Origin of the sequence: Megasphaera sp. UBA4382 (assembly GCF_002391155.1) — a bacterium.
GTDB lineage: Bacteria > Bacillota > Negativicutes > Veillonellales > Megasphaeraceae > Megasphaera > Megasphaera hexanoica.
This window is the reverse complement of record NZ_DGRS01000058.1, coordinates 13,595-27,903: the sequence shown is the minus strand read 5'-3', so window position 1 is coordinate 27,903 and position 14,309 is coordinate 13,595. Positions and strand designations below refer to the sequence as shown.

Below are 14,309 nucleotides of genomic sequence, written 5' to 3'. Positions count from 1 at the left end.
TACCGGGGGGATATGAAGAGGGGGAATCGATATGTATAAAAAATTACGTGATCTGCCGGCACCGCAGGGGCTGTACGATCCGGCATTCGAACACGATGCATGTGGCATTGGCTTCGTCGTCAATATGAAGGGGAAAAAATCTTATGATATCATCGACCAGGCTCTAACCATCCTGGAAAATCTGAAGCACCGCGGCGCTGAAGGCGCCGATGCCCAGAGCGGTGACGGTGCAGGAATCCTCGTACAGATACCGCATCAGTTCTTCTGCCGGGAATGTGAAGTCCTGGGCTTTACCCTGCCACCAGAAGGAGAATATGGTGTCGGCATGATTTTTGCCCATCGCTACGAAACATTCCGCAAGAAGCAGATGGAAGAATTTGAAAAGATTGTCAAAGAAGAAGGCCTGTCCATCCTCGGCTGGCGTGATGTACCGGTCGATGAAAGCCTCATCGGGAGCATCGCCAAGACAATCCGTCCTCATTTTCTGCAGGTCTTTATCCGCAAAGATCCCTCTATGACCAACCCGATGGATTTTGAACGCAAGTTATATGTCATCCGCAAGATGGCGGAAAAGAAGATCATCCCGGCCAGTCAGGAAAAGGGCTCCGATTTCTACATTGCCAGTCTGTCTTCGCGGACCATTGTCTATAAAGGCATGCTGACTTCTATCCAGCTGCGCCATTTTTATCTGGACCTGTCCGACCTGGATTTTACGACCTCCATGGCACTCGTCCACTCCCGGTTCAGCACCAATACATTCCCCAGCTGGGCCCGGGCCCATCCGAACCGTTATATCGTCCACAACGGAGAAATCAACACCATCCAGGGGAATGTAAACTGGCTCAATGCCCGGGAAAGCAAATCCAAATCCAGTGATTTTCCAGATCTGGAAAAGGTCTTTCCCGTCGTCGATGACAGCGGCAGTGATTCGGCTATGTTCGACAACTGCCTGGAATATCTGTATATGACAGGACACTCCCTTCCCCATGCCATGATGATGATGATTCCCGAACCGTGGGAAAAAGATCCGCTCATGAGCAAGGAAAAACGGGATTTCTACCGCTATCATAACTTCATGATTGAACCGTGGGACGGCCCTGCCGCTATCGGATTCTGTGACGGCATCGTCATCGGCGGCATGCTCGACCGCAACGGCCTGCGTCCTGCCCGCTATTATGTCACCCGCGACGACCGGGTCATCGCCAGTTCGGAAGTAGGGGCACTCTCCATTCCGCCGGAAGATGTTCTTTATAAAGGCCGTCTTCAGCCAGGGAAAATGCTCCTCGTCGATACGCAGCAGCAGCGCATCATCGACGATGAAGAAATCAAGCAGCAGATTGCCACGGAATTTCCCTATGGGGAATGGTATAAAAAACACGTCATCGACCTGGATGATCTCATGTCCCGCCAGAATCTCATCGGCAGCGACAAAACGATACCATACGATTTGAAAGAACAGGAAATGGTCTTCGGCTATACGCAGGAAGACATGGATAAAATCATCCTGCCCATGGCCCGCGATGGCAAACAGCCCATTGACTCGATGGGCATGGACGTATCCCTGCCCGTCCTGTCAGACCGGCCCCAGCTGCTGTACGATTACTTTCAGGAAAACTTCGCCCAGGTCACCAATCCTCCTATCGACGGCGTACGGGAAAATATCGTCATGAGTTCTCTCGTCATGGCAGGCAACGTCGCCAACATCATGGATCCCGATGACGAAAATACAGCTGCTCTCTACCTGAAACGGCCCATCCTGACCAATGAAGAAATGGCCGTCATCAAATCACTCATGACGGATAAACTCCACACATCGGTCATTTCTATGCTGTATCCCGTAGGCGGCGGCCCCGACGCTATGGAAACGGCTATCGAATCACTCTGCATCGACGCGCTGAAAGCTATCCGCAACGGTGCCAACATCCTGATTCTGTCCGACCGGGGCATCAATTCCCGCATGGCTGCCATCCCGGCCCTGCTGGCAACAGCGGCACTCCATCATTTCCTCATCCGCAAGACCGTCCGTTCCGATGTCGGTCTCATCCTGGAATCAGGGGAACCACGGGAAATCCATCACTTCTGCACCCTCGTCGGCTATGGCATCACCGCCGTCAATCCGTATGTAGCACTGGAATCCATCAAAGAACTGGCTGCAAAGAAGAAACTGGGGAAAATCTCCTGTGAAGAAGCTCGGGAAAACTATATCCAGGCCTCGGTCAACGGCATGCTGGCCGTCATGTCCAAAATGGGCATTTCCACCATACACAGCTACCACGGCGCCCAGATTTTTGAAGCCGTCGGTATCAGCCGCGATCTGATCCAGAAGTATTTTGTCAATACGCCCAGCCCCATTGGCGGCATCGGCCTGAAAGAAATAGCCAAAGAAAACGCCCTGCGTCATGAAGCTGCTTTTTCTGGCGGTGATACCCTGCAAAAGGGAGATATCTATCAGTACCGCAAAGGCGGACAGGCTCATATCATCGATCCCCAGGCAGTCCAGCTTCTGCAAAAAGCCTGCCGTACAAATGATTATGACCTCTACCGCGAATATGCCGAACGGGTCAATACGTCGTCTACGTACCGCCTGCGCGATTTGCTGGAATTTGTCTATCCTGCCGGTTGCAGCATCCCCATCGAAGAAGTCGAATCGGAAGATAATATCGTCAAACGGTTCCGTACCGGTGCCATGAGTTACGGCGCCCTCAGCAAGGAAGCCCACGAATGTGTGGCCCGGGCCATGAACCGTCTCGGCGGCATGAGCAATACTGGCGAAGGCGGCGAAGACGCAGCCCGGTTTGATACCGATACCAATGATAAGATCAAACAGGTCGCTTCGGCCCGTTTCGGTGTAACCAGCAACTACCTGGTCCATGCGGCAGAACTACAGATTAAGTGCGCCCAGGGTGCCAAGCCCGGCGAAGGCGGCCATCTGCCCGGCAGCAAGGTCTATCCCGACATCGCCAAAACCCGCCATGCCACGACTGGCGTCGCCCTCATTTCACCGCCACCGCATCACGACGTTTATTCCATCGAAGATCTGGCAGAACTCATTTTCGACCTGAAGAATGCCAACCGCAACGCCCGTATCGGCGTCAAACTGACCAGTGGCGCCGGCATCGGTACCATTGCCGCCGGCGTCGTCAAAGCCAAAGCCGATGAATTGACCATCAGCGGCTTCGATGGCGGTACCGGGGCATCTCCGCGGACCAGTCTGCGCCATGCCGGACTTCCCTGGGAAATCGGCCTTTCGGAAGTACAGCAGACACTGCTCCTCAATCAGCTCCGCGACCGGGTACGCGTCGAGGTAGATGGCAAACTGCTCACGGGCCGCGACGTAGCCATTGCCGCTCTGTTTGGCGCTGAACTCTTTGGATTCGGCACGGCGCCCCTTATGGCTATCGGCTGCCATATGCTCCGCGTATGTCACCTCAACACCTGCCCGTACGGTGTGTGCACACAGAATGAAAAGCTGCGGAAGAATTTCAAAGGCAAGCCGGAATATATCATCAATTTCATGCACTTCATCGCCCGGGACCTGCGGGAAATCATGGCCCGTCTGGGATTCCACAAAATCGACGACATGGTGGGCCGTTATGATCTGTTGAAGCAGAAAGACACGGCACCGAACTGGAAGGCTTCCACAGTCAATCTGAAGCAGCTCCTCTATCGTCCATACACGGATATCCGCATCGGTCATCACTTCACGACACCCCAGGACCATGAAATTTCTAAGACACTGGACATGTCGAAACTGGTGCGCATGTGCCGTCCGGCCCTGGAACAGAAAAAACACATCCGTGCCCGCCTGCGCATCAAAAACACGGACCGCGTGACAGGTACTCTCCTGGGCAGTGAAATTACCCGGCGCTACGGAGAAGAAGGTCTGGCCGAAGATACAATCAAGCTCTGCTTCGTCGGATCGGCCGGTCAGAGTTTCGGATCCTTCATCCCCAAGGGACTGACGCTGGAACTGGAAGGCGATGCCAATGATTATCTCGGCAAAGGCCTCTCCGGTGGCAAGATTATCGTCCATCCGCCAATAGAATCGGTATTCCCGGCAGAAGACAACATCATCATCGGCAACGTGGCTTTTTACGGTGCTACCAGCGGGGAAGCCTACATCAACGGCATTGCTGGTGAACGGTTCTGCGTCCGCAACAGCGGCATTACGGCCGTCGTCGAAGGTGTAGGCAATCACGGCTGTGAATACATGACCGGTGGCCGCGTCCTCGTGCTGGGACGTACGGGCCGGAATTTCGCAGCCGGCATGTCTGGCGGTATTGCCTATGTCTATGACCTGGAACCGACGAACTGCAACCAGGACCTAGTACATCTGGAAGATCTCACCGATGAAGGCGAAATCGCCATCGTCAAAGCTATGCTCGCCCGCCACGTCCAGTACACTGGCAGCGAACTGGGCCGTCGTCTCCTGGAAAACTGGGAAGACACACAGGGCCGGATTACCCGCATCATTCCGACAGCTTATGAAGAAATGCTGGCTCTCATCGAAAAGGCAAAGGCCGAAGGCCACACCGATAAAGAAGCCCATATGATTGCATTCCAGACAAAACACGGAAAATAATAGTCACACCGGCAAAAAAAACGGCAGCAGCCGCGCAGTTTTCACTGCACAGCTGCTGCCGTTTTTTTCTGGGCCCTATTTCAGGAATGATTCTATCTGACCGGCTTTGAGTACTCTGCCTACCGATACCACTTTTTCGTCTACGACAAGGGCCGGTGTGCTCATGACGCCATACCGGGCAATCTGGGCAAAATCCGTTACGTACTCAATCCTGGCATCAATACCGAGGTGCTGGACGGCTTCTTTCGTCGCTGCCAGCAGGGCTTCGCATTTGCTGCATCCGCTTCCTAATACTTTGATTTTCATCATACATCATCCTCCTGTTTTATCTTTTCTTTCAACCCGGCAATATAACGCCGGATTTGTTCCATGACATCAATATAAACTGCATCATTTTTCCCTGTCGGATCTTCCAGCCCCCAGTCTTCATGATGCCTGCCCTGGACAGCCGGGCATTGTACACCACATCCCATGGTAATGACCCAGTCTGCACGGGGAAGTTCTGAAATCATCTTGGGCCTCTGTCCGTTTTTTATAACATCTATACCATATTTTTCCGTCATCAGCCGCACGACATCGGGGTTGATGGCGTCTTTACTATGCGTACCGGCAGAATAACTGGTAAAAACATCTCCTGCCATCACTCTCCCGAAAGCCTCGGCAATCTGACTGCGGCAGGCATTATGGGTACAAATAAAGACGACAACGGGTTTACGTTTTTTCATACTTGAACCACCCCTTTGTATGATTAGCTATCCAGACTAATGCCAACATAACGGGAACTTCTGTCAATACCCCTACGGTTGTTGCCAGTGCTGCCGGACTGGTCGTACCAAATAAAGCAATAGCTACGGCAACGGCTAATTCAAAAAAATTAGAAGCTCCGATCATGCCTGCCGGTGCCGCAATTTCAAAGGGAAGATGTACGACTCTGGAAGCTCCGTAAGCTATGAAGAAAATAAAAAATGTCTGAATCGTCAGCGGGATGGCAATGAGGACAATATGAAACGGATTGCTGAGAATCATATCAGCCTGGGAGCTAAAGATAATAATCAGAGTTAATAATAATCCAATGGTCGTAACTCCATCAAATTGATGGATAAAAACTTGTTCCAGATATTCCCGGCTTTTACTCCTGATGACCTGTATCCGCGTGATAATGCCTGCCAGCAAAGGCAGGACAACAAATAAACCGACACTGATAAGCAGTGTACTATACGGAACGATAACCTGAGAAACTCCCAGAAGAAATTTTACGATAGGAACAAACGCTATCAGAATGATGAGATCATTTGTAGCTACCTGAACTACCGTATATGCCGGATTCCCATGGGTCAGCGTGCTCCAGACGAAAACCATAGCCGTACACGGTGCCGCACCCAAAAGGACGGCGCCGGCCAGATACTGTTTTGCTAATTCCGGCGTCATACAGCTGGAAAAAAAGCCAAAGAGAAAAACATAAGCAATGCCATACATCGTAAATGGTTTAATCAGCCAGTTCGTAATCCAGGTAACAAATAAACCTTTGGGGTTCCTGCCGACTTCCCGGACACTCTGGAAATCTACTTTGATCATCATTGGATAAATCATAATCCATATCAACACGGCAATGGGGATCGATATGCCTGCAATTTCCATGCTCCCTAATACGGCAGGTATTTGCGGGATACTATGTCCAATTAGTATTCCCACTGCCATACAGAGCAGAACCCAGACTGTAAGATATTTTTGAAAAAAATTAATCCCCGATTCTTTACGATTCATACGATTCACCTCACGCCTTATGTGATATTACCGGTCTGCGCCGTTTCCGTCCTTATCGGAACAGGGCTCCGCCTTCCGGTAACAGGCAGGGCCGCAATTCAGGGAATCAATAAAGGAACGGAATGCCGTAAGGACATCACAATTAAGGGAATAGTATGTATTCTTCCATTCTTTACGGCTTTTTACCAACCCGCATTCTGTCAGTATTTTCATATGATGAGATAACGTGGGCTGGGTAATCTGAAAATGTTCCAATAACTTACAGGCGCACATTTCTCCCTTTGTCAGCAGCCCGACAATCTGCAGACGGTTAGAATCTCCCAGCGCCTTACATATGAGGGACACATCCATAGCATTCATCTTACCACCTCACAATAATACATATCGCAGAGCATTGAAACCATATCCGACCAGGATGATTCCCACAACACAAATAGCTACAAAGACGCCCAGCAATTTCGGCTTTACTGCCTTGCGCAGGAGAATCAGGGACGGCAGGCTGAGTGTCGTCACGGCCATCATGAAACTGAGGACGGCACCAAGGAGAGCACCTTTTCCCAGCAGTGCTTCGGCAATGGGAATGGTTCCAAAAATATCTGCATACATAGGAACGCCTACCAGCGTCGCAAGGATGACGCCCCACTGATTCTGACTGCCAAGCACCGTTTCGACCATAGTTTCCGGAATCCAGTTATGAATCAGCGCTCCTATACCTACGCCGATCAGGATATAGGGAAATACTTTTTTAAATGTTCCGGTCATCTGGTCTCTGGCGAATTCCAGCCTGTCCCATACGGTCAGTTCAGCCGGTTCTATATCCGGGCCTGCAACAGCCTGACGGATAAAATCTTCGACCTCATTTTCCAGATGTATCCGTTCTATGATCGAGCCCCCTATGACGGCAATGATAAGTCCAAACACGACATAAGCCGCTGCAATCTTGTAACCAAAAATACTAATCAGCAGGACGAGACTCCCCAGATCTACCATAGGCGACGAAATGAGGAACGAAAAGGTAACTCCCAGCGGAAGACCGGCACTGGTAAATCCCATAAACAGCGGAATGGATGAGCATGAACAAAAGGGAGTGACCGTTCCCAGCAAAGCTCCCATGATATTCGCCCCGATTCCATGGAACCGTCCCATAATTTTCCGGCTCCGCTCGGGAGGGAAAAAGCTCTGGATATACGAAATAGCAAAAATCAGGACACAGAGCAGCAAGGTAATCTTGATGACATCATATAAAAAGAACTGCAGACTGCCGCCAAGCCGGCTTTCTATATCTACACCGGCCCGAATTAATCCATCAGAAATCAGTCCGTTCAACCATTGCATCCCTAAGATCTGATTTTGAATAAACAGCCACATCTGGTACGCCTCCTTGTCACATTTATTTTCATCTATGTGATAAGAATACCATTCACATTGATATTTGTCAATATGAATGGTTAATCTATCCAGAATCACCTGCCGGTTGCACAAATCTTTTTACTATAAGATATAAAGTATAGTATAATAGTACCATTCTCCCATGAAAGGATGATAGATATGTATATTGATGACGCTGAAGGCATGGTATTTCGTCCCCCCAGCGAAGCCTATAGTTTCATATTGCGTGCCACCATCGGCTGTTCCCACAATACGTGCACATTCTGCCCGATGTATAAGGAATCGCGGTTCCGGATCCGTCCCCTGGAAGAAATCGACGGTATCATTGAACGCGGTGCCGCCGCTTACCCCTATGTGCGCCGTGTCTTTATCGCTGACGGCGACGCCCTGGTCCTGAAAACCAAAGACCTGCTGCACATCATAAAAAAATGCTATGACCTGTTCCCCCGCCTGACCCGCGTCGGCGCCTATGCGACTCCGGCTGACATCGACCGCAAGACACCGGAAGAACTGACTGCACTTCACGAAGCAGGTCTTGGAATTCTCTATACGGGAATCGAAAGCGGCGACGATGCGGTCCTCACCCGGGTCCATAAGGGTACGACGGCGGAACTCACCGTGCGGGCCGGCCAGAAAGCGCTGGCTGCGGGGTTTAAATTATCTGCCATGATTCTTCTCGGCCTGGGTGGTCAGGAACGGACCCATGAACACGCCCTGCACACGGCGGAAGTCGTGTCTGCCATCAATCCCACCATGCTCAGCGCCCTGTCCCTGATCATTCCCGAATTCGTTCCCCTGTACAAGGAAGTACAAGACGGCACCTTTACACCTCTGACGGCCCGGGGATTTATCCGGGAACTGGACGAGCTCCTGCGCCATACGGAAATGACAGAGCCCTGCATTTTCCGAAGCAATCACGTTTCCAATCTCTATCCCGTAGGCGGCACACTGCCCAAAGACAAAGAAGCCATGCTCCGGGCATTAGAGCAGATGATGCCCCATATGGACGATACGACACCCATTCTGGGCGACGTAACTCATTTCTAAAACTAAAAAAACAGAGGATGCTGCACTACAGGCTTTTAAAGCCATTCTGCGCATCCTCTGTTTTACTTTATTGTATTCTCTTTTTAATGCTGCGCCGGAACGGTGATGGTTTCGCGCTGTTTTTCTGCATCCCGGGCTTCTATCTTATCCATGTTGCGGGCAAAAATCCCGGCCAGGATGGACCCGGTGACCTGATGGATAGCAGCACCGACAGCGGCCGGAATGGCTACAGCCGGAGCGAAGAAGACGGAAACAAGGGAAATAGCCAGGGCATCGTTCTGCATGCCAACTTCCAGCGTGACGGAATGCTGCTGTTTCTTACCCAGTCCTAATTTACCTGTAACGAAGTAGCCAATGAGGAAACCGCCCAGATTATGGATGAGTACCATGAGGATAATGAAGAATCCCATTTCCAGGATTTTGACACCATTGATAGCAATAACGCCACCGACGATGACCAATACGCCAAAAGCAGAAACGAGTACCAGTACTTTCGACAAAGAAGCGACGTGCTTTTCACCCATGATGCGATGAACGATGAGTCCCAGAACCAAAGGAACCAGAATAACTTTCATAACCGTCATGGCCATGGCAAAGAAAGAAACTTCAACCCACTGGCCAGCCAGTCCCCAGACGATGAAGGGCATCATGATGGGTGCCAGCAGAGTCGAACAGGTCGTAATGGATACGGACAGTGGTACATCGGCTTTCGCCAGGAAGCCCATGACGTTGGATGCTGTGCCGCTCGGACAGGACCCCAGCAGAATCATGCCGACAGCCATTTCCGGTGGCATCTGAAAAGCCAGTACCAGTCCATAGGCCAGGAGCGGCATAATCGTGTAGTGAGCCGTGCAGCCGATGAGGACTTCTTTTGGCCGCTGCAGGATGAGTCTGAAGTCTTTGGCATGCAGCGTCATCCCCATACCAAACATGATGACCCCCAGAAGCAATACCGTATGCGGTACGGCCCATAAAAATGCGCCCGGCATAAAGTATGCCCAGATAACGACAAGAAATACGATGTACGTCAGGTTCTTTCCAACAAAACCACTTAATTTCCCGATTAAATCCATCATATGAATCCCCCCGATGATGCGTGTACGAATAATAAATATAAATAAAATATACCCCAGTAACAAATCCTGATGACTATTCCGCTTTTTGTGTAAAAAAACGCTTTGTCTCTTTTAAAAGAGACAAAGCGTTCAGCTCTGCGGTACCACTCTTATTGTCGTAACGACCCCTCTGTGCATCTCCGGAACCCCCGTTCCTTGCAATGCCTGACCCGCTAACGGTGGTCTTCCGGCTGCGTCTACTTGCAAAGCGTTCGGGCAGCTGCTCATGGGTGACTTCACGGTATCTGCCCATCCCGTCTCTCAGCCTGCAACGGTTCTCTGTCATGGGGGATTACCCTTACTACTCCCAGTCAACACGGTGTCTGTGGATTTGTTGATGCTTATTATACGCACGGTGTATGAGAAAGTCAAGAAGTTTTTTTCTTCGCATCTTAAAAAAAACACGCATTAAAACGTTAAACTTAAAATTATTAACATTGACTTTTCAGGCATTCTCGTTAATAATTAATGCAATTCATCTATAGGATTTTAGAATTGAAGTGCATTCTTTCTTGTTATTTCAAATTTCATTTTGTCTTACTTTTGTTGAAAATTGTAGTATAATGTAGAAAAATCCCGTAAATCAAGGAGGTTCTGCCTTATGAAAAAGATATGTCTCTTCCTCATTCTGCTCGTTACCATAGCCGGTGCATCCTTTGCTGCAGACACGGCCGGATCATCCCCTGCCACTACTCCGCCCGTCACGGCCAGCCAGCCGGCAGATGATACCGCACGGTTCGACAACGAACGGACAATCCTTCTGGTCCGTACGACCCAGGGCGGTTACCCTGCCCATTTCATGGAACAGCGTCTGCGCCAGCCCTTCCGCCTTCCCTACTGGGACCGCCAGTATGCAGCGGAAACGATTTCCCCGGAAGACATAACAGAAGATACGATGCAAAGACTGGCCGCATCCTACAAAGCCGATGTCGTCCTCGTCCCGGTCGTACGGACCTGGATCTGGCGGCAGTATCACGCATACCGCGGCTGGTATGATGACGACGAATTTTTCACAGAATGCTGGTATGACCTGCGGGTATATGCCTACAATGTCAAAGATCAGACACTGAAGAGTTATAGTTCCCGCGGCTCAGAACGGGATGAAGCCTCTATCCTCAATGACCCCAATGAAATTCTGGGACGGGCCATGGACCAGATTCTGGAAAAATTGCCATATAAACGCATCCCGACGGATATTGAACGATAATCAGCCGCTGATTTTTCGCTGTGAAGCTTCCATCCAGGCCGCACCGGCAATACCCGGCGTCGTCATTTCCCAGGGAGACAGGATATGTTCCATTTGTTCTTCCGTCAGGATATGATGTTCCCGGATAATATCCCGCACGGGCCGTTTGGTCGCATAAGCTTCCCGTGCCAGGAACGAAGCCTTTTCATAGCCGATATGCGGCAGCAGTGCCGTGATGATGCCGACACTGTGATCAACCCAGTACTGGCACTGGCTGCGGTTGGCTTCCAGACCGTTCAGCAGTTTATCAATGAACGCATAAATTGCATTCGTCAGGCACTGCATGGCACTAAAAAGATTATACGCCATGACCGGTTCCATGACATTGAGTTCGAACTGGCCGTTTTCCGAAGCAAAGGTGACGGCCAGGTCGTTGCCAATGACCTGATAGCAGGCCTGGTCGAGTACTTCTGCCATGACGGGATTGACTTTACCCGGCATGATAGATGAACCGGGCTGACGGGCCGGCAGTTTCAGTTCATTGAGGCCACAGCGCGGGCCCGATGCCATGAGACGGAAATCGTTTGCCATTTTAATCAGCACCAGAGCCGTGCATTTCATGGCTGACGATACTTCAGCAAAGCCGTCCGTATTATTAGTCATGTCAATGAGATTGCTGGCCGTCGTAAACAGTTCCCCCGTAAGTCCGGACAATTCTTTGGCAACGCCCCGGATGTACTGAGGTTCGGCATTGAGGCCGGTACCAACGGCAGTACCGCCCATATTGATAGTATGTACACCTTCAAGAGACCGCTTGATCCGTTTGCGACCCCGGTGTACAGCCGATGCATAGGCCCCCATTTCCTGTCCCAGTGTCACCGGTACGGCATCCTGCAGGTGGGTCCGCCCCATCTTGATGACATCTTTAAAGTCTTCTTCTTTATCGAGAAGAGCCTCTTCCAAAGCCCGCAATGCTTCGTTCAGTTTTTTTCCTTTGAGGATGAGGCAGACCTTCATACTCGTAGGAAATACATCGTTCGTGGACTGGGCCATATTTGCATGATTATTCGGTGATACGATATCATACCGTCCTTTGGGCTGCCCCAGGATTTCCAGTGCGCGGTTGCAGAGTACTTCGTTCATATTCATATTGACCGATGTACCGGCACCACCCTGGATTGGATCGACCGGGAACTGGTCAAGCCATTTCCCGTCCAGGATTTCATCGGCTGCCTGTACCAGAGCCGTGCCTATTTTCTTCGGCAGACGGCCTGTCTTCATATTTGCCAGCGCGGCTGCTTTTTTGACCAGCGCCATGGCATGAATGAAATCCGGGTCGAGATGATTGCCTGTAATATGGAAATTTTCCAAAGCACGCATGGTCTGTACGCCATAATATACGTCATCTGGCACATTCATTTCTCCCAAAAAATCATGTTCTGTTCTCATGATACCCCTCCTGGTCACGCACTGTTGTATACAGTATGCAATGGTTGTGATAAAGAAATTAATGAAAATTTACAAATCCATATTTCATGGGAACTGGTACAGTAAAAGGCGCTGCCGGATCTATGTCCAACAGCGCCTTTGCCGCACGTCCTATGAAATTTAGTTATATCTTAACGCTATTTGAAATGGTTGTCAAGATATACCGATACATCGTACGAACTCCCTGCAAGCCATTGCATGGTGATATTTATTGAATATAATTCTAAATACTTTAAACATTTACATTGTCTCCCGATTGCCTTATAATTTTATTAGGATACGTCTATCTTAAAATTTTGTTTTTATAAAGGAGACGATTTGCATGGAATTAGAAGAAATGTGGGAAAAGATGGTCGATTGTCTGCACAAAGAAGTAAAACCCGCCACGGGGTGTACGGAGCCGATATCGCTTGCCTACGCATCGGCTGTAGCTGCGGAAAAGCTGGGGCAGCCTGTAGAAAAAATTGAAGCAAGGGTATCGGCTAACATGATGAAAAACGGGATGGCCGTCATCGTGCCGGGAACGGAAACACCGGGGCTGTACATCGCGGCAGCCGTCGGTGCACTGGGCGGTGACCCCAAAGGCGGTCTGCAAGTACTGAAACGCTTGTCTCCTGACGTCGTACGGAAGGGCAAAAAGATGGTCGCTGACAAGCTCGTATCAGTCGATATCGCCGACGTTCCCAATGTCCTCTATTCCGAAGCCAAAGTCTATGGCGGCGGCCATACGGCACGGGTCTGCATTGCCGACGATCACACCAATGTCGTGCGCATCGAAAAAGACGATGCCGTCCTCTTTGAAGCACCGCCGATGAGCCGGGACGAAATCTCTCCGGAAGAACAGTTCCTGAACAACCTGACATTAAAGGATGTCTATCAATTTGCAACCGAATGTCCCATTGACGATATCCGCTTCATGGAAGAAGCCGCTAAATTAAATGAAGAATTATCCAAAGTTGGTCTTTCAGAAAAATACGGCCACTGCATCGGTTATACGATGAAATCAGAAATCCATACGGGATTCCTTAGTAACGCCCTGCAGGACATGATTATCATGAAGACAGCCGGAGCTTCTGATGCCCGCATGGGAGGGGCCCCGCTTCCGGCCATGACCAATTCCGGTTCTGGCAACCAGGGAATCACGGCTACCATTCCCGTCGTCGTAACGGCACAGAAAGTAAAGGCATCCAAGGAACAGCTCATCCGCGCCCTTACCATGTCTCATATGACGGCCATTTACATTCACAGCTTCCTTCCCAAACTCTCCGCGCTCTGCGCCTGCGGCACGGCCGCCATGGGAGCTGCTACGGGGATGGTCTGGCTCCTGGGAGGCAAATTCCAGGACGTGCAGGATACCATTTCCAACATGACCGGTGACCATATCGGTATGGTATGTGATGGCGCCGGCAACAGCTGCACCCTGAAAGTCGCCACAGCCTGCGACGCCGCCTGCCGGGCAGTCATGCTCAGCCTGCACAATATCCGCGTAACCGGCAGTGAAGGCCTGGTCAGTAACAATCCCGATGAATCCATCCGCAATATTGGCGAACTGGCTAAAAAGGGAATGGAACAGACCGATAAGGAAATCCTGCAGATCATGCTCCACAAAAATAAACTCGATGCGTAAAAACAAGGAAACTATCTGAAAATCTTATAGATAGTTGTCCAAGCATCTCATGAAAAACAACTCACATACATGTAAAGCCGCAACAAATGGGCAGCTGCTCATTTTGTTGCG

General features: G+C 50.4%; 11 protein-coding genes and 1 other annotated feature. Of the genes, 4 read left to right on the top strand and 7 right to left on the bottom strand.

The window, feature by feature from the left end; genetic code table 11:
* Nucleotides 1-31 precede the first annotated feature (31 nt).
* The gene (gene gltB / locus B4H10_RS06975; RefSeq protein WP_292018522.1) at nt 32-4,582 is read left to right on the top strand and encodes a glutamate synthase large subunit; all 4,551 of its coding nucleotides are present in this window, start codon (nt 32-34) and stop codon (nt 4,580-4,582) included.
* 75 nt (nt 4,583-4,657) lie between these two features.
* On the opposite strand, the gene B4H10_RS06970 is transcribed toward gltB, so the two are convergent.
* The 5 genes from B4H10_RS06970 to B4H10_RS06950 are packed head-to-tail and all read right to left on the bottom strand — an operon-like array spanning nt 4,658 to nt 7,714.
* Nucleotides 4,658-4,891: a thioredoxin family protein gene (locus B4H10_RS06970; RefSeq protein ID WP_292018521.1), complete on the bottom strand. Its 234-nt coding sequence runs from the start codon at nt 4,889-4,891 to the stop codon at nt 4,658-4,660.
* On the bottom strand, nt 4,888-5,307 hold the full coding sequence (locus tag B4H10_RS06965) for an arsenate reductase ArsC (RefSeq protein WP_292018520.1): 420 nt from the start codon (nt 5,305-5,307) through the stop codon (nt 4,888-4,890). The genes B4H10_RS06970 and B4H10_RS06965 overlap by 4 nt, the downstream gene beginning before the upstream one ends.
* Nucleotides 5,294-6,346, bottom strand: a complete 1,053-nt coding sequence (gene arsB, locus B4H10_RS06960; protein WP_292018519.1) for an ACR3 family arsenite efflux transporter — start codon at nt 6,344-6,346, stop codon at nt 5,294-5,296. The genes B4H10_RS06965 and arsB overlap by 14 nt, the downstream gene beginning before the upstream one ends.
* 27 nt (nt 6,347-6,373) lie before the next feature.
* Entirely contained in the window at nt 6,374-6,706 is a 333-nt protein-coding gene (locus B4H10_RS06955; RefSeq protein WP_059076554.1) for an ArsR/SmtB family transcription factor, read from the bottom strand.
* 9 nt (nt 6,707-6,715) lie between these two features.
* A complete protein-coding gene (locus tag B4H10_RS06950) occupies nt 6,716-7,714 on the bottom strand; it encodes a permease (RefSeq protein ID WP_075581593.1) in 999 nt (332 codons plus the stop codon).
* A gap of 180 nt (nt 7,715-7,894) precedes the next feature.
* Between B4H10_RS06950 and B4H10_RS06945 the strand changes: the two genes are divergently transcribed.
* Entirely contained in the window at nt 7,895-8,782 is an 888-nt protein-coding gene (locus tag B4H10_RS06945) for a radical SAM protein (protein WP_059076552.1), read from the top strand.
* A gap of 83 nt (nt 8,783-8,865) precedes the next feature.
* Here B4H10_RS06945 and B4H10_RS06940 read toward each other — a convergent pair whose 3' ends face one another.
* Nucleotides 8,866-9,858: a bile acid:sodium symporter family protein gene (locus B4H10_RS06940; protein WP_059076551.1), complete on the bottom strand. Its 993-nt coding sequence runs from the start codon at nt 9,856-9,858 to the stop codon at nt 8,866-8,868.
* Between the two features lie 113 nt (nt 9,859-9,971).
* Nucleotides 9,972-10,221: a binding site (T-box leader), on the bottom strand.
* A gap of 277 nt (nt 10,222-10,498) precedes the next feature.
* Here B4H10_RS06940 and B4H10_RS06935 point away from each other — a divergent pair.
* Nucleotides 10,499-11,104 (top strand): hypothetical protein, encoded by a 606-nt coding sequence (locus tag B4H10_RS06935; RefSeq protein WP_070807746.1) that lies wholly within the window; start codon nt 10,499-10,501, stop codon nt 11,102-11,104.
* Here the strand turns inward: B4H10_RS06935 and B4H10_RS06930 are convergent, their stop codons facing one another.
* Complete coding sequence (locus B4H10_RS06930) at nt 11,105-12,532, bottom strand: aspartate ammonia-lyase (protein WP_292018518.1); 1,428 nt, start codon at nt 12,530-12,532, stop codon at nt 11,105-11,107. It abuts the gene before it with no gap.
* Between the two features lie 361 nt (nt 12,533-12,893).
* Here B4H10_RS06930 and B4H10_RS06925 point away from each other — a divergent pair, with 361 nt between their 5' ends.
* A complete protein-coding gene (locus B4H10_RS06925) occupies nt 12,894-14,198 on the top strand; it encodes a serine dehydratase subunit alpha family protein (RefSeq protein ID WP_059076548.1) in 1,305 nt (434 codons plus the stop codon).
* The last annotated feature ends 111 nt before the right edge of the window (nt 14,199-14,309 follow it).

Coding starts and splice junctions, on each gene's coding strand:
- B4H10_RS06940 (WP_059076551.1), bottom strand. CDS start 9,858: ATGATGGATTTAATCGGGAAATTAAGTGGTTTTGTTGGAAAGAACCTG.
- gltB (WP_292018522.1), top strand. CDS start 32: ATGTATAAAAAATTACGTGATCTGCCGGCACCGCAGGGGCTGTACGAT.
- B4H10_RS06925 (WP_059076548.1), top strand. CDS start 12,894: ATGGAATTAGAAGAAATGTGGGAAAAGATGGTCGATTGTCTGCACAAA.
- B4H10_RS06930 (WP_292018518.1), bottom strand. CDS start 12,532: ATGAGAACAGAACATGATTTTTTGGGAGAAATGAATGTGCCAGATGAC.
- arsB (WP_292018519.1), bottom strand. CDS start 6,346: ATGAATCGTAAAGAATCGGGGATTAATTTTTTTCAAAAATATCTTACA.
- B4H10_RS06970 (WP_292018521.1), bottom strand. CDS start 4,891: ATGATGAAAATCAAAGTATTAGGAAGCGGATGCAGCAAATGCGAAGCC.
- B4H10_RS06955 (WP_059076554.1), bottom strand. CDS start 6,706: ATGAATGCTATGGATGTGTCCCTCATATGTAAGGCGCTGGGAGATTCT.
- B4H10_RS06935 (WP_070807746.1), top strand. CDS start 10,499: ATGAAAAAGATATGTCTCTTCCTCATTCTGCTCGTTACCATAGCCGGT.
- B4H10_RS06950 (WP_075581593.1), bottom strand. CDS start 7,714: ATGTGGCTGTTTATTCAAAATCAGATCTTAGGGATGCAATGGTTGAAC.
- B4H10_RS06945 (WP_059076552.1), top strand. CDS start 7,895: ATGTATATTGATGACGCTGAAGGCATGGTATTTCGTCCCCCCAGCGAA.
- B4H10_RS06965 (WP_292018520.1), bottom strand. CDS start 5,307: ATGAAAAAACGTAAACCCGTTGTCGTCTTTATTTGTACCCATAATGCC.